General features: G+C 55.2%; 22 protein-coding genes. 9 read left to right on the top strand and 13 right to left on the bottom strand.

The genetic code is table 11. The annotated features are described in order from the left end of the window. Positions 1 to 62: 62 nt before the first annotated feature. Genes HCX89_RS16790 through HCX89_RS16775 form a run of 4 tightly spaced genes read right to left on the bottom strand, consistent with a single transcriptional unit; the run spans position 63 to position 3,693 of the window. Positions 63 to 872 carry a class I SAM-dependent methyltransferase gene (locus tag HCX89_RS16790; protein WP_123115769.1) on the bottom strand — a complete coding sequence of 270 codons (810 nt, stop codon included), beginning with the start codon at positions 870 to 872 and terminating at the stop codon, positions 63 to 65. 39 nt (positions 873 to 911) lie between these two features. Next, a complete protein-coding gene (locus tag HCX89_RS16785; protein ID WP_037436757.1) occupies positions 912 to 1,652 on the bottom strand; it encodes an ABC transporter ATP-binding protein in 741 nt (246 codons plus the stop codon). Further along, positions 1,649 to 2,656 (bottom strand): iron ABC transporter permease, encoded by a 1,008-nt coding sequence (locus HCX89_RS16780; RefSeq protein ID WP_044733791.1) that lies wholly within the window; start codon positions 2,654 to 2,656, stop codon positions 1,649 to 1,651. Before HCX89_RS16780 ends, HCX89_RS16785 begins: the two co-directional genes overlap by 4 nt. After that, a complete protein-coding gene (locus HCX89_RS16775) occupies positions 2,653 to 3,693 on the bottom strand; it encodes an ABC transporter substrate-binding protein (protein WP_167716758.1) in 1,041 nt (346 codons plus the stop codon). Before HCX89_RS16775 ends, HCX89_RS16780 begins: the two co-directional genes overlap by 4 nt. 301 nt (positions 3,694 to 3,994) lie before the next feature. On the opposite strand from HCX89_RS16775, the gene HCX89_RS16770 reads away from it, so the two are divergent. Beyond that, entirely contained in the window at positions 3,995 to 5,950 is a 1,956-nt protein-coding gene (locus HCX89_RS16770; RefSeq protein ID WP_062793434.1) for a methyl-accepting chemotaxis protein, read from the top strand. Positions 5,951 to 6,064: 114 nt separating this feature from the next. On the opposite strand, the gene ung is transcribed toward HCX89_RS16770, so the two are convergent. Then, a complete protein-coding gene (ung, locus tag HCX89_RS16765; RefSeq protein ID WP_025009991.1) occupies positions 6,065 to 6,733 on the bottom strand; it encodes a uracil-DNA glycosylase in 669 nt (222 codons plus the stop codon). A 332-nt stretch (positions 6,734 to 7,065) separates the two neighbouring features. Here ung and HCX89_RS16760 point away from each other — a divergent pair, with 332 nt between their 5' ends. Then, the gene (locus HCX89_RS16760; protein ID WP_025009990.1) at positions 7,066 to 7,392 is read left to right on the top strand and encodes a DUF3144 domain-containing protein; all 327 of its coding nucleotides are present in this window, start codon (positions 7,066 to 7,068) and stop codon (positions 7,390 to 7,392) included. 200 nt (positions 7,393 to 7,592) lie between these two features. Continuing rightward, the gene (locus tag HCX89_RS16755) at positions 7,593 to 8,492 is read left to right on the top strand and encodes a LysR family transcriptional regulator (RefSeq protein WP_028780220.1); all 900 of its coding nucleotides are present in this window, start codon (positions 7,593 to 7,595) and stop codon (positions 8,490 to 8,492) included. Here HCX89_RS16755 and HCX89_RS16750 read toward each other — a convergent pair. Continuing rightward, a complete protein-coding gene (locus tag HCX89_RS16750) occupies positions 8,481 to 9,098 on the bottom strand; it encodes a LysE family translocator (RefSeq protein ID WP_025009988.1) in 618 nt (205 codons plus the stop codon). The two genes, HCX89_RS16755 and HCX89_RS16750, sit on opposite strands and share 12 nt — an antisense overlap. A 199-nt stretch (positions 9,099 to 9,297) precedes the next feature. Here HCX89_RS16750 and HCX89_RS16745 point away from each other — a divergent pair, with 199 nt between their 5' ends. The 3 genes from HCX89_RS16745 (at position 9,298) to ccoG (ending at position 12,937) form a co-directional block, all read left to right on the top strand. Further along, positions 9,298 to 9,840 (top strand): thioredoxin family protein, encoded by a 543-nt coding sequence (locus HCX89_RS16745; protein WP_167716756.1) that lies wholly within the window; start codon positions 9,298 to 9,300, stop codon positions 9,838 to 9,840. 84 nt (positions 9,841 to 9,924) lie between these two features. Continuing rightward, entirely contained in the window at positions 9,925 to 11,346 is a 1,422-nt protein-coding gene (locus tag HCX89_RS16740; RefSeq protein ID WP_028780222.1) for a sigma-54-dependent Fis family transcriptional regulator, read from the top strand. A 184-nt stretch (positions 11,347 to 11,530) separates the two neighbouring features. Further along, the gene (gene ccoG / locus HCX89_RS16735; protein ID WP_045283683.1) at positions 11,531 to 12,937 is read left to right on the top strand and encodes a cytochrome c oxidase accessory protein CcoG; all 1,407 of its coding nucleotides are present in this window, start codon (positions 11,531 to 11,533) and stop codon (positions 12,935 to 12,937) included. A gap of 49 nt (positions 12,938 to 12,986) precedes the next feature. Here the strand turns inward: ccoG and HCX89_RS16730 are convergent, their stop codons facing one another. Next, positions 12,987 to 13,556: an NADPH-dependent FMN reductase gene (locus HCX89_RS16730; RefSeq protein ID WP_144221379.1), complete on the bottom strand. Its 570-nt coding sequence runs from the start codon at positions 13,554 to 13,556 to the stop codon at positions 12,987 to 12,989. Between the two features lie 235 nt (positions 13,557 to 13,791). On the opposite strand from HCX89_RS16730, the gene HCX89_RS16725 reads away from it, so the two are divergent. Further along, on the top strand, positions 13,792 to 15,408 hold the full coding sequence (locus tag HCX89_RS16725) for an AMP-binding protein (RefSeq protein WP_167716754.1): 1,617 nt from the start codon (positions 13,792 to 13,794) through the stop codon (positions 15,406 to 15,408). Positions 15,409 to 15,471: 63 nt separating this feature from the next. On the opposite strand, the gene HCX89_RS16720 is transcribed toward HCX89_RS16725, so the two are convergent. Both HCX89_RS16720 and hemG read right to left on the bottom strand, forming a co-directional pair. Then, positions 15,472 to 15,996, bottom strand: a complete 525-nt coding sequence (locus HCX89_RS16720) for a cytochrome b/b6 domain-containing protein (protein WP_045283083.1) — start codon at positions 15,994 to 15,996, stop codon at positions 15,472 to 15,474. Positions 15,997 to 16,008: 12 nt separating this feature from the next. After that, complete coding sequence (gene hemG / locus HCX89_RS16715; RefSeq protein WP_025009982.1) at positions 16,009 to 16,551, bottom strand: menaquinone-dependent protoporphyrinogen IX dehydrogenase; 543 nt, start codon at positions 16,549 to 16,551, stop codon at positions 16,009 to 16,011. A gap of 309 nt (positions 16,552 to 16,860) precedes the next feature. On the opposite strand from hemG, the gene HCX89_RS16710 reads away from it, so the two are divergent. Then, complete coding sequence (locus HCX89_RS16710; protein WP_167716752.1) at positions 16,861 to 18,063, top strand: MFS transporter; 1,203 nt, start codon at positions 16,861 to 16,863, stop codon at positions 18,061 to 18,063. A 65-nt stretch (positions 18,064 to 18,128) separates the two neighbouring features. Then, the gene (locus tag HCX89_RS16705; protein ID WP_167716750.1) at positions 18,129 to 18,959 is read left to right on the top strand and encodes a TIGR03899 family protein; all 831 of its coding nucleotides are present in this window, start codon (positions 18,129 to 18,131) and stop codon (positions 18,957 to 18,959) included. Positions 18,960 to 18,973: 14 nt separating this feature from the next. Here the strand turns inward: HCX89_RS16705 and cysC are convergent, their stop codons facing one another. Genes cysC through cysD form a run of 4 tightly spaced genes read right to left on the bottom strand, consistent with a single transcriptional unit; the run spans position 18,974 to position 23,683 of the window. After that, on the bottom strand, positions 18,974 to 19,612 hold the full coding sequence (cysC, locus tag HCX89_RS16700; RefSeq protein ID WP_025009979.1) for an adenylyl-sulfate kinase: 639 nt from the start codon (positions 19,610 to 19,612) through the stop codon (positions 18,974 to 18,976). A gap of 9 nt (positions 19,613 to 19,621) precedes the next feature. After that, entirely contained in the window at positions 19,622 to 21,358 is a 1,737-nt protein-coding gene (locus tag HCX89_RS16695; protein ID WP_025009978.1) for an SLC13 family permease, read from the bottom strand. 1 nt (position 21,359) lies between these two features. Next, complete coding sequence (cysN, locus tag HCX89_RS16690; RefSeq protein ID WP_167716749.1) at positions 21,360 to 22,775, bottom strand: sulfate adenylyltransferase subunit CysN; 1,416 nt, start codon at positions 22,773 to 22,775, stop codon at positions 21,360 to 21,362. Continuing rightward, positions 22,775 to 23,683 (bottom strand): sulfate adenylyltransferase subunit CysD, encoded by a 909-nt coding sequence (cysD, locus tag HCX89_RS16685; protein ID WP_025009976.1) that lies wholly within the window; start codon positions 23,681 to 23,683, stop codon positions 22,775 to 22,777. The genes cysN and cysD overlap by 1 nt, the downstream gene beginning before the upstream one ends. Between the last annotated feature and the right edge of the window lie 11 nt (positions 23,684 to 23,694).

Here is a 23,694-nt window from a genome sequence, read left to right as displayed (position 1 = left end):
CGATTATTAAAAAATACCCGGAGCTCGATGCGAGTCCGGGCAATAACTAATCAGACTCTGACTCAGGCCTGGGGTATCACATCCCAATAGACCATGGCCCAGCTGCGATCGCCGGTTCGCAGAGGTTTGCCCTGTTGCTTATGACTCTGGTAATACTCCTGCAACCGCAGCTTTTCGGCGTCATCCAGAGGCCCCAGCGACCAGGCAACGTTGTCTTCAAACTGGGCGTAACTCTCGGCTTGGTTCATGCAACCACTGGACTCGATGAAGTCCACCTTGGGCTTAATGCCCATCTGCTGCAAAATATTCACCGCATACAGATAGTTCGGCAGAGTCACTAGCTTACGACCTATGGCTTGAATAATGGCGGGATCGATAAAGGTTGAGCTGACGGTATGAGTGGTATAAACCCGCTTGCGGGCCTGGCGATTGAGCTTTTCCAGGGCACTCTTGAGGCAGCCCACCAGAGTCGAGCGCGACGCCACTGCGATATCACACACGGGGATGTCGCTCCAATCATCTTCCCAGGCTCTTTGGATAAGAGTGACATTACTCAAGCCTTCCGCATCTGCGCGGCGCTTGGCCACTTCCAACATGCCGCTGCTGTAATCCAGGCCATAGACAGCACGCATCTTGTCGGCCAGCCCCAGACACACAGAGCCAGGGCCACAGCCCATATCCAAAAGCGTGTCGCTATCACTCAAATCCATCAGCTTGAAAAAGCCCTCCAAGTAACTGTCCTTGGGTCTGGCGCAGTTTTCGGCCATCTTCTCGGCCCGTTTGTCCCAATGTTCGGCACTCTTATGGGTGCGTTCCGCCCTTTGCAGGTGCTCGCGGTACATGGCGGCAAAGTCCAGCTCTTCTATTATCATGAAATCACCTTGCTTAAGATTTAACCCTCAGCCGGCACCTTAAAGGTGCTCGGCAATCGCAGACTCACTGACGCCATAGAGCTGCGCCAGTCCTGATACCTGTAACTGCCCGGCCACTGCGCCTTGTCTCAGGCCATGACCGGGTTCCACCAGCGCCACACTGTCGGCCAACAGCTCGGCATGACGCGGATGGTGAGTCGACATCAATACTGCGATTCCCTGCTGCTTGAGTCGTTTAACCTGAGCCAGCAACTTGATTTGATTGCCGAAATCCAGGCTGGCGGCCGGTTCATCCATCACCAGCAATCTTGGAGATTGCAGCAAGGCCCTGGCAATCAACACCAACTGGCGCTCGCCGCCGCTTATCTGATCCATGGCGCAATCGGCCAGGTGAGCTATATCCAGTTGTTTCAAGACCGCCAGCGCCCGCTTCTGCTCATTCGCGCCGGGCACGGCAAACAGTCCCAGCCGCGACTGGCAGCCCATGAGCACCATTTCCAACACCCGAAAGGAAAAACGGCTCAACTGTGCCTGTGGCACATAGGCCATCTGTTGTGCCAGCTCGCGCTGCGACCATTGATGAATTTGCCTGCCGGCTATCTTTATCTCACCGGCAAGCGGCACCAGCAAGCCAAGCAATGTTTTCAATAAGCTGGTCTTGCCGCTGCCATTACAGCCGAGCAAACAAACGATTTCAGCTTCCGGTAAGCAAAGCTCTACATTAGCCAGCAAAGGCTTACCGGCATAGCCCACTGTGACACCTTGCATGCTGGCTATCATTGACCCCGGCCTCCACCCCTCAGCAGCAAAAACATAAAGAAGGGCGCGCCGATACACGCGGTCAAAATCCCCAGCGGCAGCTCAATCGGCGCCAGAGTGCGCGCCAGGGTGTCGGTCAGCAGCAACATAAAGGCGCCCAGCAGCATGGACATGGGCAACAGCCTTCTGAAATCGGCGCCCACCAGCATACGAGCGATATGCGGCACCACCAGCCCGAGCCAACCTATAATGCCGGCGATGGATACCGCCGCCGCAGTCAACAGTGTGGCCGCCAGAATAAATATCAGCCGGGTTTTCGCTATGTTGAGCCCTAGGCTGCTGGCCTCATCGTCGGCCAGGCTTAACAGATTCATACGCCAGCGCAGCAGCATTAACGGCACCAATCCCAGTATCATGGGCAGCAGGCTGGACTTGAGATCTTCCAGAGTAATATCCGACAACCCGCCCATCAGCCAGAAAGTAATGGAAGGCAGTTGGCTGTAGGGATCGGCCAACAATTTCATCAATGAAATACCGGCGCCGCACAAGGCGCCAATAGCTATGCCCACCAGAACCAAAGACAACACAGGATCGCCCTGACGACTGAGCCGCGCCAGCAGACAAACCAGAGCCACCACCAGCAAACCACCGAGAAAGGCAAACAGCTGGATGTTGTAAACCGATAAGTCCAGATAAATGCCCAATACGGCGCCCAGACCGGCGCCGGCAGAAACGCCCAGAATATCAGGTGATACCAGAGGGTTACGGAACATTCCCTGATAAGCGGCGCCGCTGGCGGCCAGACCGGCTCCTATCATAAGCGCCGCCAAAATTCTGGGCAGCCGCAAATGCCAAAAGACACTGATGCTCTTGCTGTCCAGGGCGGCCACATCGCCACCGATGGCATGCCAAAGCGCCTGCCCCTGCTGCGCCAGACTGAGAGGATACTGGCCACTGGCTGCGGCAAAACAGAGAATGCTGAGACAAATTCCGGTCGCCAGTGGGTATTTGATTCTGTCGTTCATTCGGGGCGCAGCAGATTGGCCGCCTGCTCCTCGCTAAGCTCACTGTGGTAAAAATCGCGATAGAAATCCTGAACGAGCGCCAGCCTGGCCTGCTCATCAGCGCCGGACAACAGCAACCTAAGGTAACTCATGCCCAGCAGCCGGTTTATTCCCGGCGGCGAGTCAATCCAACCAAAGGGCTTGTTCGGCAACCAATAGACCCGCTTGTTGCGTACCGCCGCCAGCGAGCCCCAGACAGGGTCTTGGCGAATATGGCGGATAAAGGCGGGATCCTGGCTGATGATTAGCTCAGGCTCCCAGGCCATCAATTGCTCCAAAGAAACTTTGGCCAAACCGCGATAGTCACCGGCCTTGGCGACATTCTTAAGCCCAAGCTGTTCTATGGCTTCGGTGTGAATGGAACCTGTGACCCCGGTTTCAAGACCCGTCGCACTGCGGCCGAAATAAAAAGAGATGGGCTCTTCCTGGCTAAGGCCAAACTCTCTGGCATCACTGAGTATTTCGGCCGTGCGCTGGGCAAGAAAATCTGCCCGTTCGTTAGCTCCCAGTACCTGCCCCAGTTTTCTCAATTGCGCCGGGGTGCCTGTGAGTGAACCATCGAGCAGCAGAAACGGCACGCCGCTGATGCGTTCCACCTTTTGCGCCATAGATAAGTAGTTTTGGCTGAGGTTGCCATAGTCGACGACAAGATCCGCATCCAGAGTCATCAGCTTTTCCAGCGAAAGGCTGGCATTGCGGCCCACCAAACGGCCCAGTCTCGGCTTTTGCCACAGGCTTAGAGCAAAGCCATGCTGTTGTAACAAGGCCGGCTTGAGGTGGGCATAACCGAGCAGCTTTTCCGGACTCAAGGCCAACAACAGCAGGTCCGCCGGCCCTCCGGCACTGACCACCCGCTTGATATCTGCAGCCGGCGGCAGCGCCAATTGTCCGTTTGAATTCGGCTCAGTCCCATAGGCCGGCACAGGATTGGCCAGCGCGGGGAAACAAACCAACAACCCAAGACTCAAGCCGGCCTTGATAACACTCCTTCTATCCAATCTTGTTTTTCCTCGCCGACAATCGTTATATACAAAATTATATAACGCTGAAAATTACCTTTCTCCACCCACTTTGGCAATGGATGGAGATCACAATTAAAAGATTTGCAACAGCAATTGCTTAAAGGCGATCAGCGACTGGCAGGATAGCGTTACTCCCAAGGCGAAAATTTACACAATAATTTTTTGGCCGCTTGCTCACTCCTGTTCTAAATTTTAAGCAGCCAAAAACTTTTGTGCTGTGTCACATCGAATGGAATTGGATGCTGTTTCTCTCAGCCGTTTGACAGGGAGTCAACCTATGCGCTTTACCACCAAAATCAAGCTTATCAGTCTGCTTATCGTGCTGGTTCCTTTAGTGCTGGCAACGGCATTGGTCAGTTGGCTCGCCAAAGATGAGCTCTATAATCAGGCCGAAGAAAGGCTGCTGGCCGTCAGAGAAATCAAAGAGCGCCAGCTCGATGCCATGTTTGCCAACTTCGGCAACAATCTGGATGCAATCGCGGCCGTGATCCAAAACAGTGAATCACTCAACAGTCTCAGCCAGTCCCGCCCCATGCTGGAAGCCCTCAACAAAGAGTTGGGCTTCTACGATATTTTCATCATCGAAGACTCAGGCTTGGTGAAAGACACTGTGACCCATGAAGCCGACTGGGGCAGTAACCTGCGAACCGGGCCTTATGCAGATTCAGGTCTTGGGCGTCTGTTCAGAAGCGCTATCAACAGCAACGGCGCAACTGTGATGGCCGATTTCAGCCCTTATGCCCCCTCGGGCAATGAAGCGGCAGCCTTTATCGGCAAGAGCATTCAATATCAGGGCCGCCCCTTGGTGGTTGCCGCCCAGCTCTCCATCGACAGGATCAATGGGGTGATGCAAATTCGCGAGGGTATGGGCCAAAGCGGTGAAACTTATCTGGTGGGTGCCGACAAGCGTATGCGCTCCGACTCTTTTCTCGACCCGGTCAATCGCACAGTCAAAGCCTCTTTTGCCGGTACAGTCAGGCAAAATGGCATAGATACCCAAGCGGTGGAACAGGCGCTCAAGGGTCAAAGCGGTGTCACGCAGCTCAAGGATTACAAAGGCAATCCAGTGGTTTCATCCTATGCTCCCATAGATGCCTTCGGGGTTCGTTGGGCGCTCTTAGCTGAAATCGATCAGGCCGAAGTCGCAGCACCGGCGCTGCATATGGTTTATGTCGGTGCCATGGTGTGCCTCGGCGCCATAGTGCTGGCACTGCTGGCAGCCAAGCTGGTCAGCAACTTTGTGCTGCGCCCCTTGGGAGGCGAGCCTGCCGACATGTGTCAACTCACCTCAGTGATAGCATCCGGCGATCTCACCAGCACGCTGCAAGTAGCACAGAGCGACAGCCATCTAATGAGCTGGTTGGCCAGAATGCAGAGCAAGCTCAGGGAGATCATCGCCCAGCTCATAGGTATGGGACAGGAGCTGGAATCGGCAGCAGAGCAAAATTCAGCCGCCATCACCCAGGCCGATTGCAGCATTCAACTTCAGGCCAAGGAAACCGACATGCTGGCAACTGCGGTGGAAGAGATGAGCTATGCCGCCGCCGAAGTGGGCCAGAATACTGCCCACGCGGCCGATGAAGTGAACGCCTGTCAGGTCGCCAGTGAAACCTTGAGGCAAAACCTGGATCATACCCGCGCCAGTTTGGAAGTCACCCTCAACAACTTTGCCGAGATCCACAAAGAGGTTAACTCGTTGGAACAGGACAGCCAGAAAATAGGCACTGTGCTTGAAGTGATAGACAGCATTGCCGAACAGACCAATCTGCTGGCGCTCAATGCTGCCATTGAGGCGGCCCGAGCCGGCGAACACGGTCGCGGTTTTGCTGTGGTTGCCGACGAGGTACGTCAGTTGGCGGTCAAGGTGCAGGAAGCCACCCAGGATATAGGCAATGTACTGCAAGGGATCCAGCGCCAATCCGGTTCTTTGGTCAGCCACAGTCAAACCTGCAGCGATGAAGCCGCCTCTACCGCCGAGAAAGCCGAAGGCATGCGTGAAGCGGTCGATGATATCAGTAACCGGCTGCAGACACTCAAGTCCTTGATGAGCCAAACGGCTACGGCAGCCGAGGAACAAACGACGGTATCGGCAACCTTGGCCAAAGGGATTTCCGGCCTCAGTGCCGCGGCCGAGGAAAACAGCACCGCCATCAGCCAAGTGGCCATAAGCACCCGCAGCTTGCTGGGACTGGCGAATCAGCTTGGTGTCACCACAGCTCAGTTCAAGGTCTGAGGCAATTCAATCCACAGTATCGAGCAGTAACCCAGGTTTCTGCTCGATACTGTGAAATAGCTGCTATCTCTCTAGCTAAGGAAAATGCGAAGAAAGTGCGAAATAAGCCCTTCTCTAAACCTGCCAATCTATTTCGGCTTGCTGCCACTGTTTCAGTTGCTGATTGATGGCCGAGAAATGGCCGCAGCCAAAGAAGCCACGATAGGCTGACAGAGGCGAAGGATGCGGGCCGCTTAAGATCTTGTGCTGCGGCGCCTTGATAAGCTTGCCTTTCTTAATGGCATGGCTGCCCCAGAGGACAAAAATAATCGGCTCTTCACGCTGATCCAGCAGTTGCAGCGCCCTGTCGGTGAAGGTTTCCCAGCCCGCCTTGGCATGGGAGTGCGCCTTGCCCTGCTCCACCGTCAGCACAGTGTTGAGCATCAAGACTCCTTGCTTGGCCCAGCTCAGCAGATTGCCATGATCCGGGATTGAGAATCCTGGGATGTCGGTCGCCAGTTCCTTATACATATTGACCAGCGAAGGTGGCGTCTTCACCCCGGGTTTAACCGAGAAACACAGGCCATGAGCCTGACCTGGGCCATGGTAAGGGTCCTGACCTATAAGTACCACTCTCACCTTGTCCAGTGGTGTCAGCTCAAAGGCGCTGAATACCTCGTCCTCAGGAGGAAAGATAGCCTTGCCGGCGGCGCGCTCCGCGGCAACAAACTCACTGAGTTGCTGGAAGTAAGGGGCCTGTTGTTCAGCGGCGATAAATGCCTGCCAGTCAGTGGGGAGCGCCATGGTGATAATCCTCTGTGTAAAAGAGGCCATAGCTTAAGAGTGCCGACTGCGGGATACAAGCGCCGAGTGTTGGCTCTGTGGCCTGGATTCAAAGGAACCTGAGTCGATTTTACAAGCCAACCTATTGAGGAGTAAGCCAAGATAACCCGCGGACACAGAATTGAGTGACAGCAACTGCAGCCACTGTTGAAGCGACTTTTTGCCCAAATGCCAGGATCTTGGCAAGCAAGCACGGGGATTCAGATCCCAATCATCAATATTTTTCCTTGGCACAGCGCCTTTTTAGGTTAGAATCGGCCCTCAATCTTTGGCTTAGCAAGAGCGAATATAGTATGTCAGACGACAACAACCAAACCACCATATTCCAGTTAGCAGATCAGTTTATCGCCCTCGCCAATGAGCTGACCCAGCAAGAAGGCGACGTAGGTAAAGTCGGCACCGCCCTGAGATTTGCCGCCGCCCGCTTCAATGCTTTTGAAGCCGCTATCAAGTCTGCCGATCTGGGCGCCGAAAAAGCCAATGCTCTTGAGTGGTTTACCGCCGAATATCGCGACATGCTGGATGACAACCTGGAAGATCACATTGCCAACCCTCCAGTGGTCAACAGCGAAGAAGCTGCCGAACCGGCAGGCAATGCCGTGCAGCAATTCAAGATCTGAGTTTCCTGACAACTACGGGGGCCTGTGCCCCCGCACTATTACACCATTTCGGCTTTCCCCTTCTCGGTCCCGTCAGCGCACCACCGTCTCTGCCCTTTCCTTTCTCCCGCGACACTTTCAAAATTTATTTGAATATCTGTCGATTACAGGCGTAAATAACAGCTGGGGTAACAACAGGGAACAACTACCGGGAAGCGCATATGATACGAGCATTGCAGGACTTGAAAATATTCAGCGAAACCGCCAGACAGGGCAGCCTGTCGCGGGTGGCGCAACTGCTTGATCTGACTCCGGCCGCCACCAGCGCCGCCATCAAGCGCCTCGAAGCCCAACTCAACACTGTACTCTTTGTTCGCTCTACCCGCAGCCTGCGTCTGACACAGGAAGGTGAAATCTTTCTGCAGCACTGCAATGAAGCCCTGAATATTCTCGACGATGGTTTTCAGGCGATTCAACAAGGTCAGAGCCTGCTTAAGGGCAAGTTGCAGTTGTCATTGCCATCGGATCTCGGTCGCAACCGTTTGCTGCCGATATTGGATGAATTTATGGAACGCCACCCGCAGGTGAGTATCAGGGTGCAGATAAGTGATCGCCTGACGGATATCTACCGCCAACCCGTCGACATAGTGATCCGCTACGGGCTGCCGGCCGACTCGGCGCTTATCGCCCTGCCGCTTTGCCGTCAAAATGACAGGGTGTTGTGCGCCTCTCCCGACTATATTGCCAGGTTCGGTGCGCCGGGCAGCCCGGAGGAACTGGCAAAGCACAACTGCCTGTGCTTTATGCTGGCCGATGCGACTCACAGCAGGTGGCATTTTCAGTCACAGTCGGGCCAAATCACAGTGCAGGTCAAAGGCGATAGAGTCGCCGATGATGGCGAGTTGGTGCGGCGCTGGGCCGTGGCAGGCAAAGGCATAGCCTACAAGTCGCGGCTCGATATCAGCGAAGAGCTGAGAAACGGTCAACTGCTGCAACTCTGCCCCGAGTGGCGCGGTGAAGAAGCGCCACTCAATATGCTCTGCGCCGACAGACGTCAGCTCAGTCCTTTGGTTATCGCCCTCAGGGAACATCTCGAGCAGGCATTGCAGTCACAGCAGTGAATAGATCACCCGCCCGGCCAACAGGATAAGCACCAGGCCGCTGAGGCGGTCAATCCATTGCGCCTTTTCTCTGAGCTTGGGCAACACCTTGGGTTGAGACAAGAGGAAGGCTATCAGGGTGTACCAGAGTCCATCCACCAGCATGGGGGTCAAGACTATGATGCCTCGTCCCAGTAGACTATCGGCGGCGGCGACAAACTGGCTGAACAAGGCCAGGAAAAACAGCAAAATTTTCGGGTTAAACAACGAAATGGCAATGCCGTCCCGGGCAGCTGTCAACATGCTCGTCGGCTTGCCGGCACTGAGTTTTTGCTGCATTCCACCCTTGGATTGCAGCGCCTGAACGCCTAGCCAGGCGAGATAGAGCGCCCCCAAGATGGCGATGCCGTTAAACAGCAAAGGGGTGTGTTTCAGCACCACAGCCAAACCCAGCAGAGTGATAAAGGCGTAAACACCTATCCCCAAAGAATGCGCCCAGGCGCAGGTAATGCCCCGACTGCGCCCGCCTCCCAAGGTGTGACGCACCACCATGGCCAGGCTAGGCCCAGGTGACATGGCCCCCAGACACGAGATAGCCACCAGTCCCAACCAATCACTCCAATTCATTGTTCCCCCTCAATGAAACACACCATTTTGCCCTGTCTTGTGCAAACACCGGCCTCATATAGAACAAGCACCTTTCGCAACAGGTTGGTCAATATACTCTATGATGCCAGCGCTTTCGAGCCGCCAATTTTCAATTAGTTTTAAGGCTTGCTCACTATACTGAGCGCCTATATAGCTCCCTAACCCCATTGAGGCCCGGATGATACTTACTCTCAGCATACTGGCTCTACTCAGCCTGATAGCGGTGATTATGCTGCTGTTAATCAAAAAGCGTCGCGGCGCCAAGATCCCCATGGCGGTGATCCTGGTACTGGGGGGAATGGCTTTTTGTGTCGCTGCCGTGGTCAGTTTTGTGTATCGAGGTGAAGATTACGAGGCTTACCGAGAACTGCGCTGGCGGCCCCTAGACAGTCAATCAATCCCGGCCTTGGTGGCAGAAGGCAAGACTGTCTTTGTCGATGTAACGGCCGATTGGTGCCTTGTGTGTCAGGCCAACAAGGCCAATGTGCTCCATAGGGAGCAGATAGTCAGGGCGCTGGCCGAGCCCAATATAGTGCTGATGCGCGGCGACCTCAGCACGCCCAATCCGGCTGTGGAAAGTTACCTGAGATCCCAAGGCGTTGTGGGAACCCCCTACAACCGCGTCCATGGCCCGGCTGTCCCCGAGGGGATCATGATGCCCAGTGTCCTGACGGTCAAGGATCTGCTCAAGGTACTGGCTCATGTTCAAGCCAGCCAGTAAGGCACGATATATCGTGCATCTGTACTGACAAGCCCTGTAAGCGGCTCTATACTGGCGCAGTCATCAGTGCCGAAGGAGCCGCCCTTGTCTGACTCAAACAGCTTTTTGCCCGAAAACCGCCTCTTGCTCAATGCCGTCAGTGAAGGCATTTATGGTTTTGATCTTAAAGGTAATGCCGTCTTTATCAACCCGGCCGCCGAGAAGATGACCGGCTGGAGCGCCGCCGAGCTATTGGGGCGCAAGATCCACGACTTTCACCACCACAGCCACGCCGATGGCAGTGTCTACCCCCACGAAGATTGCCCAATCTATCAGACGCTTAAAGATGGTAAAGCCAGAGAAATCACCACAGAGGTCTTCTGGCGCAAGGACGGCAGCTGCTTTCCCGTACACTATAGTTCCACGCCTGTGTGGCAGGACGGTAAGCTCAAGGGTGTAGTAGCGATATTTCGCGACATTAGTCTGCAAAAGCAAACCGAGTTGTCGCTGCGTCAGGCGCTGGAACAGGTGCAGGCACTGTCGGAACAGCTGGCCTCGGAAAACTCCTGGCTGCAGGCCGAGCTGGAAGACAAGACGGGCAGCCAGCAGATCGCCGGTAACAGCCCGATGATCCAAACCCTGCTCAAACAGCTGCGCCTGGTGGCCAATACCGACAGTACCGTATTGATCCAAGGGGAAAACGGCACAGGCAAGGAGCTGGTCGCCCGCCAGTTGCACCGGCTCAGCAGCCGCAAAGACAAACCTATGATCTCGGTCAACTGCGCCGCCTTCTCTGCCGGACTCTTGGAGAGTGAGCTGTTCGGCCATGAGAAAGGTGCCTTTACCGGCGCCAGCCAGCGGCGCAAGGGACGCTTCGAACTGGCCCATAGAGGCACCCTGTTCCTCGATGAAGTGGCCGAGCTCAGTCTCGAGGCTCAGTCCAAGCTGCTACGGGTTATTCAGGAGCAGGAGTTTGAACGCGTCGGCGGCAGTGACAGTATCAAGGTGGACATTCGGCTGATCGCCGCCACTCATCACGATCTGCAGCAGCGGGTGGAGCAAGGCCTGTTCCGGATGGATCTCTTCTACCGGCTCAATGTCTTTCCGCTCAAGGTTCCGGCACTGAGACAGCGGCGGGAAGATATCCCTGAGCTGGTGCAACAGCTGCTCAAGAGCCTATCATTGAAACTGGGTAAACCACTGGCGGGCGTTGATGGCGATAGTCTGCGGCGGATGATGCAGTATCAATGGCCGGGGAATGTGCGTGAATTGCAAAACCTGCTGGAACGGGAAGCCATTCTTGCCCGTGAGCCGATACTGCATCTCGCTCCCTTGCCCAGTGATACGCCGCTGCCAGCCGTGGGTCAGACCCTGGCCGAAGTGGAAGCGGCCCATATCAAGGCGACACTGGACGCCTGCCAATGGCGAATATCCGGTCCAAGGGGCGCGGCCAGCAGTCTTGGGTTGCCCCCCAGCACCTTGAGATCCCGGATGCAAAAGCTGGGGATCCGCCGCCAGGGCAGTTGAAGCCGAGGCTGAAAACCAAAAACCACAAAAGTCACGATATATCGCCAACTCACGCTATGTCGTGAGCTTTTATTTATCCCAATGAAATAATATTAGATATAAATCAATAAGTTAAACATGCATTTTAACTGGCACGCCTCTTGCCATTGCCTAGCCGTGTGTCAGTCGTCATTCAGGAAGTAGCATGGTTCAACAGGCAAGACAGTCATCGGAAGCGATTCCGGTCACTTTTATCCCCTCCCCCCAAGACAAGAAAAGCAGCCACAAGGGCGGCAAAATCCACTTTCGTAGCCAACGCGGTTATTTTCAACGTTGGCGCAGCGGCCTCAACGCCTTGTTGATAGCCCTGTTTCTGTTACTGCCCTTTATCGACTGGCAGGGACGACAGGCCATTTGGTTCGATCTGGCCAATCAACAGTTTTACTTTTTTGGCAGCAGCCTCTGGCCCCAGGATTTTACCCTGTTAGCCTGGTTCTTTATCGCTGCCGCCTTTGCACTGTTTTTTGTGACCCTGTTTTGGGGCCGGGTCTGGTGTGGTTATCTCTGCCCGCAAACCGCCTGGACGTTCGGCTTTGCCTGGGTAGAAGAGAAGCTGGAAGGCAGTCGTAACCAGAGGATCAAGCTGGATGCCTCGCCCATGACGGTCAGTAAGGCCGGCAAGCGCGGCGGCAAACATCTGCTGTGGATTTTAATGTCTCTGATCACCGGTTGTGGCTTTATCGCCTACTTTGTACCGGCCAAGCAGCTGTATCCGGAAATTTTTACCTTCTCCGCCGGTTTTTGGGATAGCGCCTGGGTGTACTTTTTCGCCCTGTGTACCTATCTCAATGCCGGTTGGATGCGTGAGCAGATGTGCCTGCACTGCTGCCCTTACGCCAGATTCCAATCAGCTATGTTCGATTCCTTCACCAAGACAGTGACCTATGATGCCCAGCGAGGTGAAAGCCGTGGCCCAAGAAAGCGCAAGCAAGCCACAGAGCTTGGCGACTGTGTCGACTGTAATCTCTGCGTCGAGGTGTGTCCCACCGGGATAGATATTCGTAACGGCCTGCAATATGAGTGCATCAACTGTGGAGCCTGCGTCGATGCCTGCGATCAGACCATGAGCAAGTTTGGTTATCGCCCTGGGCTCATCTCCTATACCAGTGAAGAGTCACTGACCGGGCAAACTCCGCCACTATGGCAGCGCAAACGCTTTATTGGCTATGGCGCCGCCTTGTTGGCGATACTCTGCACCATGGGGCTGGATATCTACTCGCGGGATCCCATCACGCTCAATGTGATCCGCGACCGCCAAAGCCTGTACAGGGAAACCCTGGATGACGGCATAGAAAACAGCTATCTGCTGAAAATACGCAATAAGACCCAGCAGGATAAGCACTACCAGATAGAGATCAGCGGCGCCCTGCCCTATAAGTTGTCGACCAATAGCGTTCACATCGCCGCCGGCGAGCAGTATGAATTGCCGCTGACCCTGACTGTGCCTGTGGCGCAAATCGACAACAATCGCAGCAATCTGCTGTTTAAAGTGACCGAGGCCGATGCGCCAGATAATAGCGTCAGCCAGAAGTCGGTATTTTTTGCCCCTTGAGTTGCCTCAGGGCGGCGAAGTGTTTCACCCTGCTTCGCCGCCCGCTTTTTTATCCTTTACTCTGCTGAGCAATCAGCCCCTGCAGTATGCTTTTCACCTTGCTCTGCTGGTAATCTCCCAGCAGATAACCATCTTCGGTAAAGGCTTCGTGAGCCTTGGCAAGCGCCAACTGCTCGGGTAATACCAGCGCCCCCAGGTTGAACATCAGCTCGCGGACCGGGGTCAAGCCTCTGAGCCCCCCGAGTGCTCCCGGGCTTGCCGCCATCAGGGCCACCCATTTACCGGCAAATACATTGCCCGCGGGCTGAGTTGCCGGGCGGGACAGCCAATCGATGGCATTTTTCAAGGCCGCAGTTATGGAGCCATTGTACTCGGGGCACACCAGCACCAGACAATCGCTCTGCAACAGCTTTCCCTTGAGTGCCACGGCAGCTTCGGGGGCGCCAAATTCTGCCTCATCATCCTGATTGAGCAGGGGCATGGGAAACGCATTCAGTGTCAGCACCTCAGACTCCAGCCCCAGCTCGGCGGCCACGGCGGCGGCATAATGGGCCAGACGGGTGTTGAACGAGCCTTTTCTCAGGCTACCGGAAATAATCTTTATCCGCAGTTGCTGCATGTTTTTATCCTTAATTACAGTCGATTAACCTATTTATTGAACAGGATTTTTCATTCGCCACCATTGCCTTGGCTGCGCTTTGCCTCTAACCTGAATCCAGATCGTTGCAAAACTTTTTGGCGCAGCATTCAGCACAGCGCAGAAAGTCTCGGGGGAGACAGGGGCCAGAGTTAATATCAGGGCTAAATAAGCGTTCAAAACCAAATAACAATAACAAATCCCAAAGGAAAAGGTGATGACAAGAGTGATACAGAATCAGGTATACGATAGCCAGACTCAGTTGGATTTTTCCCGCTATGACTCTCTTGCAGATATGATAGTCAGTAGTTGTGAGCGTTACGGCGACAAGAGCGCCTTTGCCTGCCTCGGCAAGGCCATCAGCTTCCGGGAACTGGAGAGGGACTCACGCGCCTTTGCCGCTTTCCTGCAACACAACACCCAGTTGCAAGTCGGCGATCGCATCGCCATCCAGCTACCCAATATCAGCCAGTTCGTTATTGCCGCCTATGGCGCGATTCGCGCAGGCCTGGTGCTGGTGAATACCAACCCCCTGTATACCGAGCGGGAATTGATCCATCAGTTCAAGGATTCCGGCGCCAAGGCGCTGGTGGTACTGTCAGATCTCTTGCCCATTCTGGCCAAAGTCGTTGCCAGCACCCCGATTGAAACCGTGATTTCCACCCACCCGCTGGATCTTATCGAGCCGCAAATTCAGCCCAGAACCGGCCTGAAAAATATCGAATTCACCAAAGTCCTTGAGCTGGGACGTCAGCTGGAATTCAGCGAAGTAGAGCTGACTCTGGACGATTTGGTGGCGCTGCAATACACGGGCGGTACCACAGGCCTTTCCAAGGGGGCCATGCTCAGCCACAGAAACCTGATTGCCAACGCCCTGCAATGTGAATCCCGTATCGGCGCCAACCTGGTACAGGGGGAAGAGATCTTCGTCGCCCCGCTGCCCATCTACCATATTTACGCCTTTTTGGTGAATCTGGTGCTTTACTTCGAGCGCGGCGCTCTGACGGTACTTATTCCCAACCCGAGGGACATAGCCTCGCTGATCAAGACCTTAGCCAAATATCCCTTTACCGGATTTGCCGGGCTTAACACCCTTTTTGTCGGTCTGTGCCACCAGCAAACCTTCCGTGAACTGGACTTTTCCCATCTGAAGATCACTATTTCCGGCGGTACCGCCCTCACCGAAGCGGCAGCCAAACTCTGGCAACAAACCACAGGCTGCACCATATCTGAAGGCTATGGCCTGAGTGAAACCTCGCCGGTTATCTCCCTCAACGCGCCAGGACTGGAACGTCTGGGCAGCATAGGCAAACCGGTTATCGAGACTCAAGTGCAGATTCTCGATGGCAATGACCAGCCCCTGCCACCGGGTCAAGCCGGTGAACTGGCGGTGCGCGGCCCTCAGGTGATGAGTGGTTACTGGCAAAAGCCCGATGAGACTGCGGCTGTGATGACAGAGGATGGCTTCTTCAAGACAGGAGATATCGCCATTGAGAGTGAAGATGGCTATCACAGCATAGTGGATCGCAAGAAAGATCTGATTATCGTTTCCGGCTTCAATGTTTACCCCAATGACGTCGAAAACGTGCTGGCTCGCTGTGAGTTGGTACTTGAATGCGCGGTTATCGGTGTTGAAGATGAGCGCAGCGGTGAAGCCGTCAAGGCGGTAATAGTGCTCAAACCTGAGGTCGATGCCACCAAGGCTCAAGCAGCCATAGAGGCACACTGCCGAGCGGAGCTCGCGGCCTACAAGGTGCCCAAGGTGATAGAGTTTGTCGCCCAACTGCCCAAGAGCACGGTCGGCAAGATACTCAGGCGTGAACTGCGCAAATAAGTCAGATAAAAATGCCGCTGTTAAGCGGCATTTTTATTGTCAAAGCTTTTTACTTTAAGCGCCCTACTGACGAAAGAAGTCAAGCAGATGACTGAGGGCACAGATGGCGTGTACTATCAAAAAGCCAATAAAACCGTGGGCCAGATGTTTGTGCCAGCCTCGCCAGAACAGCGCATCACTGGAGCCTTGGGTCAAATACCAGAGCAGGCCGGTCAGGGCCACACCGAGCAGCAGCAACATCCCCAGCCCTTCTATCAGGCTAAACAGCCCCTTGCCTCCGGCGACCGGTAACTTGCCTTTAAACAAGCCGCCGATATCGGCGCCTATCTGACGCCAATCGCCGATAAACAGGCTGAAATACTGGCGCCAGCGGCCCGAGGTGCAGTTGCTCACAAGAAATGTCAGCGACAAAGGTACGCACAGGAGCCCGAGATAAACATGGCTCAGATCCCAGAAGCCGGCGCCGGCCCTGATGCTGCGGATCATCATCAGACTGCCACTGCCCAGCACCAGAAACAGGCACAAGAGGATTAACAACAAGTGTTGATGGGCACTATAAAAGCGCCAAAGACGTTGCAACAGAGCCATTTCAGCCTCGCTTTAACCCGCCCTGGAGATCAGAGTTTGCGCCGCCAATTGCTCGGCAAATTCCTGCACCTTGCCCCAATCTGTGTATTCGATGCAGGTATTGGGATCGGTCGGCCCCTTGGTGATCCACATGATGAAACGTATGATATTTCTGTCCATGGCCCCGTAGCCCTGGTAGTCCAGATTACCGCCGAACACAGCCAGTTGCTTGGGCTTCCATTCAGTCTTGGCAAGAAACGCCTGCATGTAAGGGTTGGTTTCAGGGGTATTTTTTTCCGGCTTGCGCGCCACCAGACTCACGGAAAAGAAACCATTGGCCTTGCTTTCCAACTGCTGCTGATGTTGGCGGATATAGTCGAACACCGCGGGATTGTGTTTGCCGTGACGAATACTGGCTCCAATGGCAACCCGATCAAAATCGGCCAGATCCGGCGCATCATCAATCGCCGCCATGGTCACTTGCTGCCCCAGAGCGCCAAGTTGCTTTGCCATAACGTCACAGATCTTGCGGGTCTGACCATGCACGCTGGAATACAGCAGAAGAGTCTTGCTCACCTTAACCCCTAGTAGTTCAATCTCTTAGTACTGGTGTCATCTTAGGTGATCCATTAGCTTATTTACATGAAACAGATCACGGCCAAAGGGCGAAACGCTGTCCAAGCCGCGGAAATACCGGGTAGTTCACAAAAAATAACCGCTGTGGGACCCTTTGAGTAACCGCCCCTCAATAAGCCTCTATGGCAGTGGAACCCTGGCGCTACAGTGGCTTTACAGGCGGATTATATTTTTCAACAAAGTTTTCTGGTTATCTCCAGGTTCAGGTATTAGCATAAGCTGATACTCCCCAGCCATGTTCGAAACAAGATGCAGCAACCAACCCGCAATCCCCAGGCCTTGCTACTGTGGATGACCTTTGTCATGTCCTTGGTATTTGCCGTCTGGCAGGCCCTGCTGAACAACTTTGTTATTGAAAGAGCACAATTTACCGGCGCCGAAATAGGCATGCTGCAAAGCCTCAGGGAGGTTCCTGGGTTTCTGGCCTTTAGCGCCATTTTTGTGCTTCTATTGATCAAAGAACAGGCCTTCGCCCTGTTGTCGCTGGCGCTGCTGTGTATCGGGGTGGGCATTACCGGTTTCTTTCCCCAGGTATTGGGGCTCTATCTGACGACCATTTTAATGTCGGTCGGCTTTCACTACTTTGAAACCATCAATCAATCCCTGACCCTGCAGTGGGTCGACAAGTCCCAGACAGCCGGTTTTATGGGAAAGGCCATGTCATGGCGCGCAGCGGCCGCCTTGGGCGGCTACGGCAGCATCTGGTTGGTGATGACAGTATTCAAGCTGGACTATGTCTGGATGTACAGCCTCATAGGCGCCTTGGGGCTGCTGATGGTGATCACTCTCTACTGCTATTTCCCCAGGTTCGATACCGGCGAAGTTCAGCACAAGAAAATCATCCTCAGAAAACGCTACTGGCTCTATTACCTGCTGACCTTTTTCTCGGGAGCCAGACGGCAAATCTTCATGGTGTTCGCCGGCTTTATGATGGTGGAGAAGTTCGGTTACAGCGTCAGTGAGATCACGGCTCTGTTTCTGATCAACTATGTAGTCAACCTGCTGTTTGCCCCGGCCATAGGCCGCTTTATCGGCCGCATAGGAGAAAGGCACGCCCTGACCCTGGAATATATCGGCCTGGTGTTGCTGTTTATCAGTTATGCACTGGTGGAGGACGGCCACATGGCAGCGGCGCTCTATGTGATAGATCACCTGCTTTTTGCCATGGCGATTGCCATCAAGACCTATTTCCAAAAAATTGCCGATCCCAAAGACATTGCCGCCACCATGTCGGTCAGTTTTACCATCAATCATATCGCGGCCGTGGTGATCCCGGTATTGCTCGGAGTACTCTGGCTCAGTTCACCTGCGGCAGTGTTTTATATCGGTGCCGGACTCGCCGCTTGTTCGCTGTTGCTGGCACGCCTGGTGCCCAAGGACCCGGCCCCCGGACGAGAACTCAGTTGGCACAAGGTTCTCGTTGCAGAAACCCAACAGCAGGAAGCCGGCTGAATTACTGGACAACTAACTGAAAATTATGCATAAAGAAGCACAGTTTTCGCTAGAAGATAATCAAGATGGCAGAGGAAAAACTCCCCAGAGAAATAGAAGAGCTAGGTCAGGCATCGGCCCGCAAGAAGGCACTGCGCCTCGGGCGCCTGCTGGGGCTCGCCTCTGAGCAGGACTATAAACCCGCCAATGCCAGCGTCGCCGAACGGGCGGCCTTTCGCATCGACAAACAACAAGCCCAGTACCAACGCAACCTGGAAAACATCTACGCCATGGCACTGAGCTATACCCCGTCCGATGTGACCGGGGTGGAGCTGGATCCCGACTGGGTACATCAATTCTTCCAAATGGCCGAGCAGATCCACAATCGCAAGATGCAGGATCTGTGGGCTCGGATACTCTCAAGTGAAATTATCAATCCAGGCAATTTCAGCCTGCGTACCCTGGCAACCCTGAAACAGTTGACCTTGAGAGAGGCACACATACTGGAAAAAGCGCTGGGAATGGCGGTCAAGGTCAACAATGAGAGCCGACTCAAGCTTATCAGTGGTTACAGAGTCAGCGGCGGCATAGGCCAGTATTTTCGTAAACACAGCGCGGTCAACCTGGGGTTGTCGCAATTCGGCATGCCCTACTCAAGCATACTCACCCTGGTGGACGGCGGCATACTGCACAGGGGCGAGTTCGAGACCGGCATATTGGACAGCAAGAGCCCGCTGCAACTGCAGATCCAACAGCAACACCTGAAGCTGACCCCCAAATCAGGCCACCTGCTGTTCAGCTACTACCGCTTTACCCCAGTGGGCGATGAACTGGCACTCTTGGTGCGTCCAAGGGAAGACGAAGCCTATATCAATGCGCTGAAGGCCTTGTTTACCAAAGACTTCAGCATTAGCTAGGCATCTACTAAGCCTCAGGCGCTGGCCTGTAATCGCGTCGACGGGATCACTTCCAAGGCAGAGAGGTAATCCAACAATGCCTGCACCTGGGTATTGAGATCGCCCTTGCTGGTATCTATGGTCAACTCGGCAGCCAGCGGCTCTTCGTAGGGCGCCGAAATCCCGGTAAAGTCACGGATTTCCCCCTTACGCGCCTTCTGATACAAGCCCTTGGGATCGCGGGCCTCACACACAGCCAGTGGCGTGGAAACATGCACTTCGATAAAACGCCCCGCGGCAAACCGGCAGCGAATGGCATCACGCTCGGCCCGGGTCGGCGAGATAAAGGCCGACAGTACCAGCAAACCGGCATCCACCATCAGGTGCGCCACTTCGCCCACTCTTCGCAGGTTTTCATCCCTATCGGCGGCGCTGAAACCGAGATCTTTGCAAAGACCATGACGCACATTGTCGCCATCGAGCAGATAGGTGTGAAACCCCGCCTCGAACAGTGCCCGCTCCAGGGCGCCTGCCAGGGTCGACTTGCCGGCGCCGGACAGCCCGGTGAACCAGAGCAGCACAGGTTGTTGGCCCTTCTGGGCTGCCCTGGCCGCCTGATCGACAGCATGCTGATGCCAAACGATATCGGCATTGGGCTGGGTAGAATTCTTCATCGTCACTCCTTAAAGACCCGCATCAAAGGGGAACAGCATGGGCACCAGAAACAAAACTATCGCCGAGTAAAGCAGCGACAGCGGCAGCCCCAAGCGCACAAAATCAATAAAGCGGTAATTACCGGCATTGAACACCATCAGATTGGTTTGGTAACCATAGGGCGAAATAAAGCTGGCGCTGGCACCAAACACCACTGCCAGAATAAAGGGCCGACTGTCGACCCCGAAGCTGGTCGCAATCGCATAGGCCACGGGAAAAGCCAAGGCCGCCGCCGCGTTATTGGTTATGAGTTCGGTCAACAGCAAGGTCAACAAATAAACCCCGACAAAGGCGCCAAAGACCCCAAAGCCGGAAAAGGCGCCGAGCAGAGTATCGGCCATCCCTTTGGCCAAGCCGGTATCCAACATCAGATTGGCCAGACTCAGGGCGCTGCCGACAATCAACACCAGCTCCAGCGGGAACCGCCGTTTGAGCTCGCCCAGGGTCACCGCACCTATCGCCAGATAACTGAGCAACAAGAGCACCAGCCCCTTGGCCAGCGGCAGCCAGCCCAGCAGACTGGCAGCTATGGTGAGCACAAAGCCCGCCAGCACCCACTGACTGCGGCGACTGTCCAGCCTGACACTCAAGTCCAGGCCGCTGACGGCGGCAAAGTCGGTACTGAGACGCGGATTACGGCCAAAGCCATCGCCCGGAGTCAACAGCAACACATCTCCGGCCTGCAGCACTATGTCGCCCAAGCCGCCCTTGAGTGGATGATGGCCGCGGCGAATCGCCATTACGGCGGCATCAAACTGCTCCCGAAATCGTGAGGCCTTGAGCGACGATCCCACCAAAGCCGAAGACGGCGCCAGCACGGCTTCCACCAGATTCTGGCCCCTGGCCTGCTGCTTGCCGAACCACTCCAAACCATCGAATTGATGCAGCAACTCCACCGACTCCACCGCGCCGCTGAAGCGCAGCACATCCCCCGCGGCCAGCACGAGTTGCGGCGGCACAGGGCAGATGCGAATGCCGCTGCGCTCGAGCTCAGCCAGATAGAGCTTTTTCAGGGCTCTGAGTCTGTTGTCCTGCACGCTGCGGCCCACCAGGGTCGAGCCGGGCAGCACTTTGGCTTCCAACAGATAGGGCAGACTTTCATCACCATGTTGCTCATCGCCATCGGGCAACAAGTGTGACAGCAACACCAAAAGCGCGATACCGGCCACCACCACGGCCAGGCCAATCAAGGAAAACTCAAAAAAGCCCAGGGGTTTCAGCCCGGCGTTTTCAACAAAGGAGTTCACTATCAGGTTGGTCGAGGTGCCAATCAGGGTCAGGGTGCCGCCCAAAATCGCCGCGTAGGATAAGGGCAGCAATAACTTGGCCGGTGCGTGCTGCTGATTGCGACGCACCACGCCAATCAGCGAGGCCACCACGGCGGTATTGTTGGTGAAAGATGACAGCAACGCAGTGGAAAACCCCAGCTTGGCCATGGTCAGCCCCAAGGAGCCTGAGCCTATGACCTGGCTGAGCCTGCCGAGCAAGGGCGTCTTCTCCAGTGCCGTGGTTGCCAGCACCAGGAGCACCAGAGTCACCAGACTGGCGTTGGTAAAACTGCCCAGCAGCGACTCAAGCTCCAGCATACCCAAGAGGTAACTGAGCAGCGCCGCTATGGTAAACAGCATGGCCGGTGATGCCAGACCACTGACGAGTCCGGCCACCAGCGCAAGCAGTATTAACCCCAGGATCCAGGTTTCAGACAATTCAGTCTCCCTGAGCGCGGATATCCAGCGCCTGCCAATGGGGGAAATGCTTACGGATCAAGGCATTGAGTTCCAATTCAAACTCACTGAAATGGGTCGTTTTTTCAGTTTCCCCAAGCGCCTGCTGCACCATACCGGCACCGACAGTGACATTGCTGATGCGATCGATAAAGATAAAACCGCCGGTATCGCGATTGTCACTATAGGCATCGAACACCACGGCCTCACTCAACTCCAGTTCAACCAGGGCTATGGTGTTGAGGCTCAGCTCGGCAACACTGTCCTGTGCCAAGGTATTCACATCTATGCTGTGCAGTATGCGGCTGACACTGGCTGGCACCTTTTTGGTTCCCAGCTTGATGTTGTATTGCTTGCCGGGTGTCAGCGGCTGTTCGTGCATCCACACCACCTTGGCCAGCAACCGGTTGGAAACGCCCAGAGGGCTCGCCGCCGGCACTATCACATCGCCGCGGCTGATATCAATCTCATCACTCAGGGTCAGGGTCAGTGCCTGGCCGGCATAGCCCTGCTTGAGCTCACCATCGAAGGTGACAATCGAGGCGATAGTCGACTCTTTCCCCGAGGGCAGCACCTTGACCCTCTGGCCAACTTGCAGACTGCCGGAGGCCAAGGTACCGGCAAAACCGCGGAAATCCAGGTTGGGACGGCTGACATACTGCACCGGGAAGCGGGCATCGAAGGCGTGGTTAAAGCCGGTCACAGGCGCACTCTCCAGCATGGCAAGCAGGGTTTCGCCCTGATACCAAGGGGTGCGCGCCGAGCGGTTCACCAGGTTGTCGCCATCGAGTGCCGACAGCGGTACAAAGTGGATATCGTCCAACTGCAACTGGCCGGCAAACGCCAGATAGTCGGCCTTGATCGCCTCGAAACGCTCCTCACTGAAATCCAGCAGATCCATCTTATTGACGGCCACGATGAACTGCTTGATCCCCAAGAGAGAGCAGATAAAGCTGTGTCTGCGGGTCTGGGTCTGCACCCCGTAGCGACCGTCGATCAGAATAATCGCCAGATCGCAGTTGGAAGCGCCGGTCGCCATATTGCGGGTGTACTGCTCATGCCCGGGAGTGTCGGCAATGATGAACTTGCGTTTCTCGGTAGAGAAGTAACGATAGGCCACATCTATGGTGATCCCCTGCTCGCGCTCGGCCTGCAGGCCATCCACCAGCAAAGCCAGATCCACGGCTTCGCCCGTGGTGCCATGGCTCTTGGAATCCTTGTGCAGTGCCGCCAGTTGATCTTCATAGATCTGGGCGCTGTCGTGCAGCAAACGGCCTATCAGGGTTGACTTGCCATCATCCACGGAACCACAGGTCAGAAACTTCAAAAGCGATTTATGCTGCTGATTTTCAAGATATTGCTCTATACCCAGCTCATTGACTTGTTGTGCAACCGACATTAGAAATACCCCTCACGCTTTTTCTTTTCCATCGACCCGGACGAATCCCTGTCGATGACCCGTCCCTGACGCTCACTGGAGCGGGACAGCAACATCTCTTCGATAATCTCTGCCAGTGTCGCGGCACTGGACTCTATGGCGCCGGTCAGGGGATAACACCCCAGAGTGCGAAAACGCACCCGGCGATACTCGGGCACTTCGCCTTCATTGAGCGGCATCCGCTCGTCATCGACCATGATCAGGCTGCCATCGCGCTCCACCACCGGGCGCTGCTCGGCAAAATAGAGCGGCACTATGTCGATGTTTTCCTGATAGATGTATTGCCAAATATCCAACTCGGTCCAGTTGGAGAGCGGGAAGACCCTGATGCTCTCCCCCTTGTTGACCTGGCCGTTATAGGTATGCCACAGCTCGGGGCGCTGGTTCTTGGGATCCCAGCGGTGATGGCGATCGCGAAAGGAATAGACACGCTCCTTGGCGCGGGACTTCTCCTCGTCGCGGCGGGCGCCGCCAAAGGCGGCATCGAAACCGTATTTATCCAGGGCCTGTTTCAGGCCTTCGGTCTTCATCACGTCTGTGTGCTTGGCCGAGCCGAAGGTAAAGGGATTCATGCCCATCGCCAGGCCTTGCGGGTTCTTGTGCACCAGAAGCTCGAAGCCGTACTTCTTGGCCGCCTGATCACGAAAACGTATCATCTCGCGAAACTTCCAGTCGGTATCCACATGCAGCAAGGGGAATGGGATCTTGCCCGGATAGAAGGCCTTGCGCGCCAGATGCAACAGCACGGAAGAATCCTTGCCGATGGAGTACAACATCACCGGGTTGTCGAATTCGGCGGCAACTTCGCGAAAGATCTGGATGCTCTCGGCTTCCAACTGTTCAAGGTGACTCAACACTGGCCCTGACATCTTATTTCTCC

It is taken from the genome of Shewanella sp. Iso12, assembly GCF_012030025.1.
GTDB classification, from domain to species: Bacteria; Pseudomonadota; Gammaproteobacteria; order Enterobacterales; family Shewanellaceae; genus Shewanella; species Shewanella algae.
Note: the sequence above shows the minus strand (reverse complement) of the source record. Positions and strands in the feature narration are given on the sequence as shown.

Bases quoted from the DNA above. Each gene is read 5' to 3' on its own strand.
- HCX89_RS16755 (WP_028780220.1), top strand. From the start codon at position 7,593: ATGATACGAGCATTGCAGGACTTGAAAATATTCAGCGAAACCGCCAGA.
- HCX89_RS16770 (WP_062793434.1), top strand. From the start codon at position 3,995: ATGCGCTTTACCACCAAAATCAAGCTTATCAGTCTGCTTATCGTGCTG.
- cysN (WP_167716749.1), bottom strand. From the start codon at position 22,775: ATGTCGGTTGCACAACAAGTCAATGAGCTGGGTATAGAGCAATATCTT.
- HCX89_RS16760 (WP_025009990.1), top strand. From the start codon at position 7,066: ATGTCAGACGACAACAACCAAACCACCATATTCCAGTTAGCAGATCAG.
- ccoG (WP_045283683.1), top strand. From the start codon at position 11,531: ATGGTTCAACAGGCAAGACAGTCATCGGAAGCGATTCCGGTCACTTTT.
- HCX89_RS16750 (WP_025009988.1), bottom strand. From the start codon at position 9,098: ATGAATTGGAGTGATTGGTTGGGACTGGTGGCTATCTCGTGTCTGGGG.
- HCX89_RS16710 (WP_167716752.1), top strand. From the start codon at position 16,861: ATGCAGCAACCAACCCGCAATCCCCAGGCCTTGCTACTGTGGATGACC.
- ung (WP_025009991.1), bottom strand. From the start codon at position 6,733: ATGGCGCTCCCCACTGACTGGCAGGCATTTATCGCCGCTGAACAACAG.
- HCX89_RS16720 (WP_045283083.1), bottom strand. From the start codon at position 15,996: ATGGCTCTGTTGCAACGTCTTTGGCGCTTTTATAGTGCCCATCAACAC.
- HCX89_RS16705 (WP_167716750.1), top strand. From the start codon at position 18,129: ATGGCAGAGGAAAAACTCCCCAGAGAAATAGAAGAGCTAGGTCAGGCA.
- HCX89_RS16730 (WP_144221379.1), bottom strand. From the start codon at position 13,556: ATGCAGCAACTGCGGATAAAGATTATTTCCGGTAGCCTGAGAAAAGGC.
- HCX89_RS16785 (WP_037436757.1), bottom strand. From the start codon at position 1,652: ATGATAGCCAGCATGCAAGGTGTCACAGTGGGCTATGCCGGTAAGCCT.
- HCX89_RS16745 (WP_167716756.1), top strand. From the start codon at position 9,298: ATGATACTTACTCTCAGCATACTGGCTCTACTCAGCCTGATAGCGGTG.
- HCX89_RS16780 (WP_044733791.1), bottom strand. From the start codon at position 2,656: ATGAACGACAGAATCAAATACCCACTGGCGACCGGAATTTGTCTCAGC.
- cysD (WP_025009976.1), bottom strand. From the start codon at position 23,683: ATGTCAGGGCCAGTGTTGAGTCACCTTGAACAGTTGGAAGCCGAGAGC.
- HCX89_RS16790 (WP_123115769.1), bottom strand. From the start codon at position 872: ATGATAATAGAAGAGCTGGACTTTGCCGCCATGTACCGCGAGCACCTG.
- HCX89_RS16725 (WP_167716754.1), top strand. From the start codon at position 13,792: ATGACAAGAGTGATACAGAATCAGGTATACGATAGCCAGACTCAGTTG.
- cysC (WP_025009979.1), bottom strand. From the start codon at position 19,612: ATGAAGAATTCTACCCAGCCCAATGCCGATATCGTTTGGCATCAGCAT.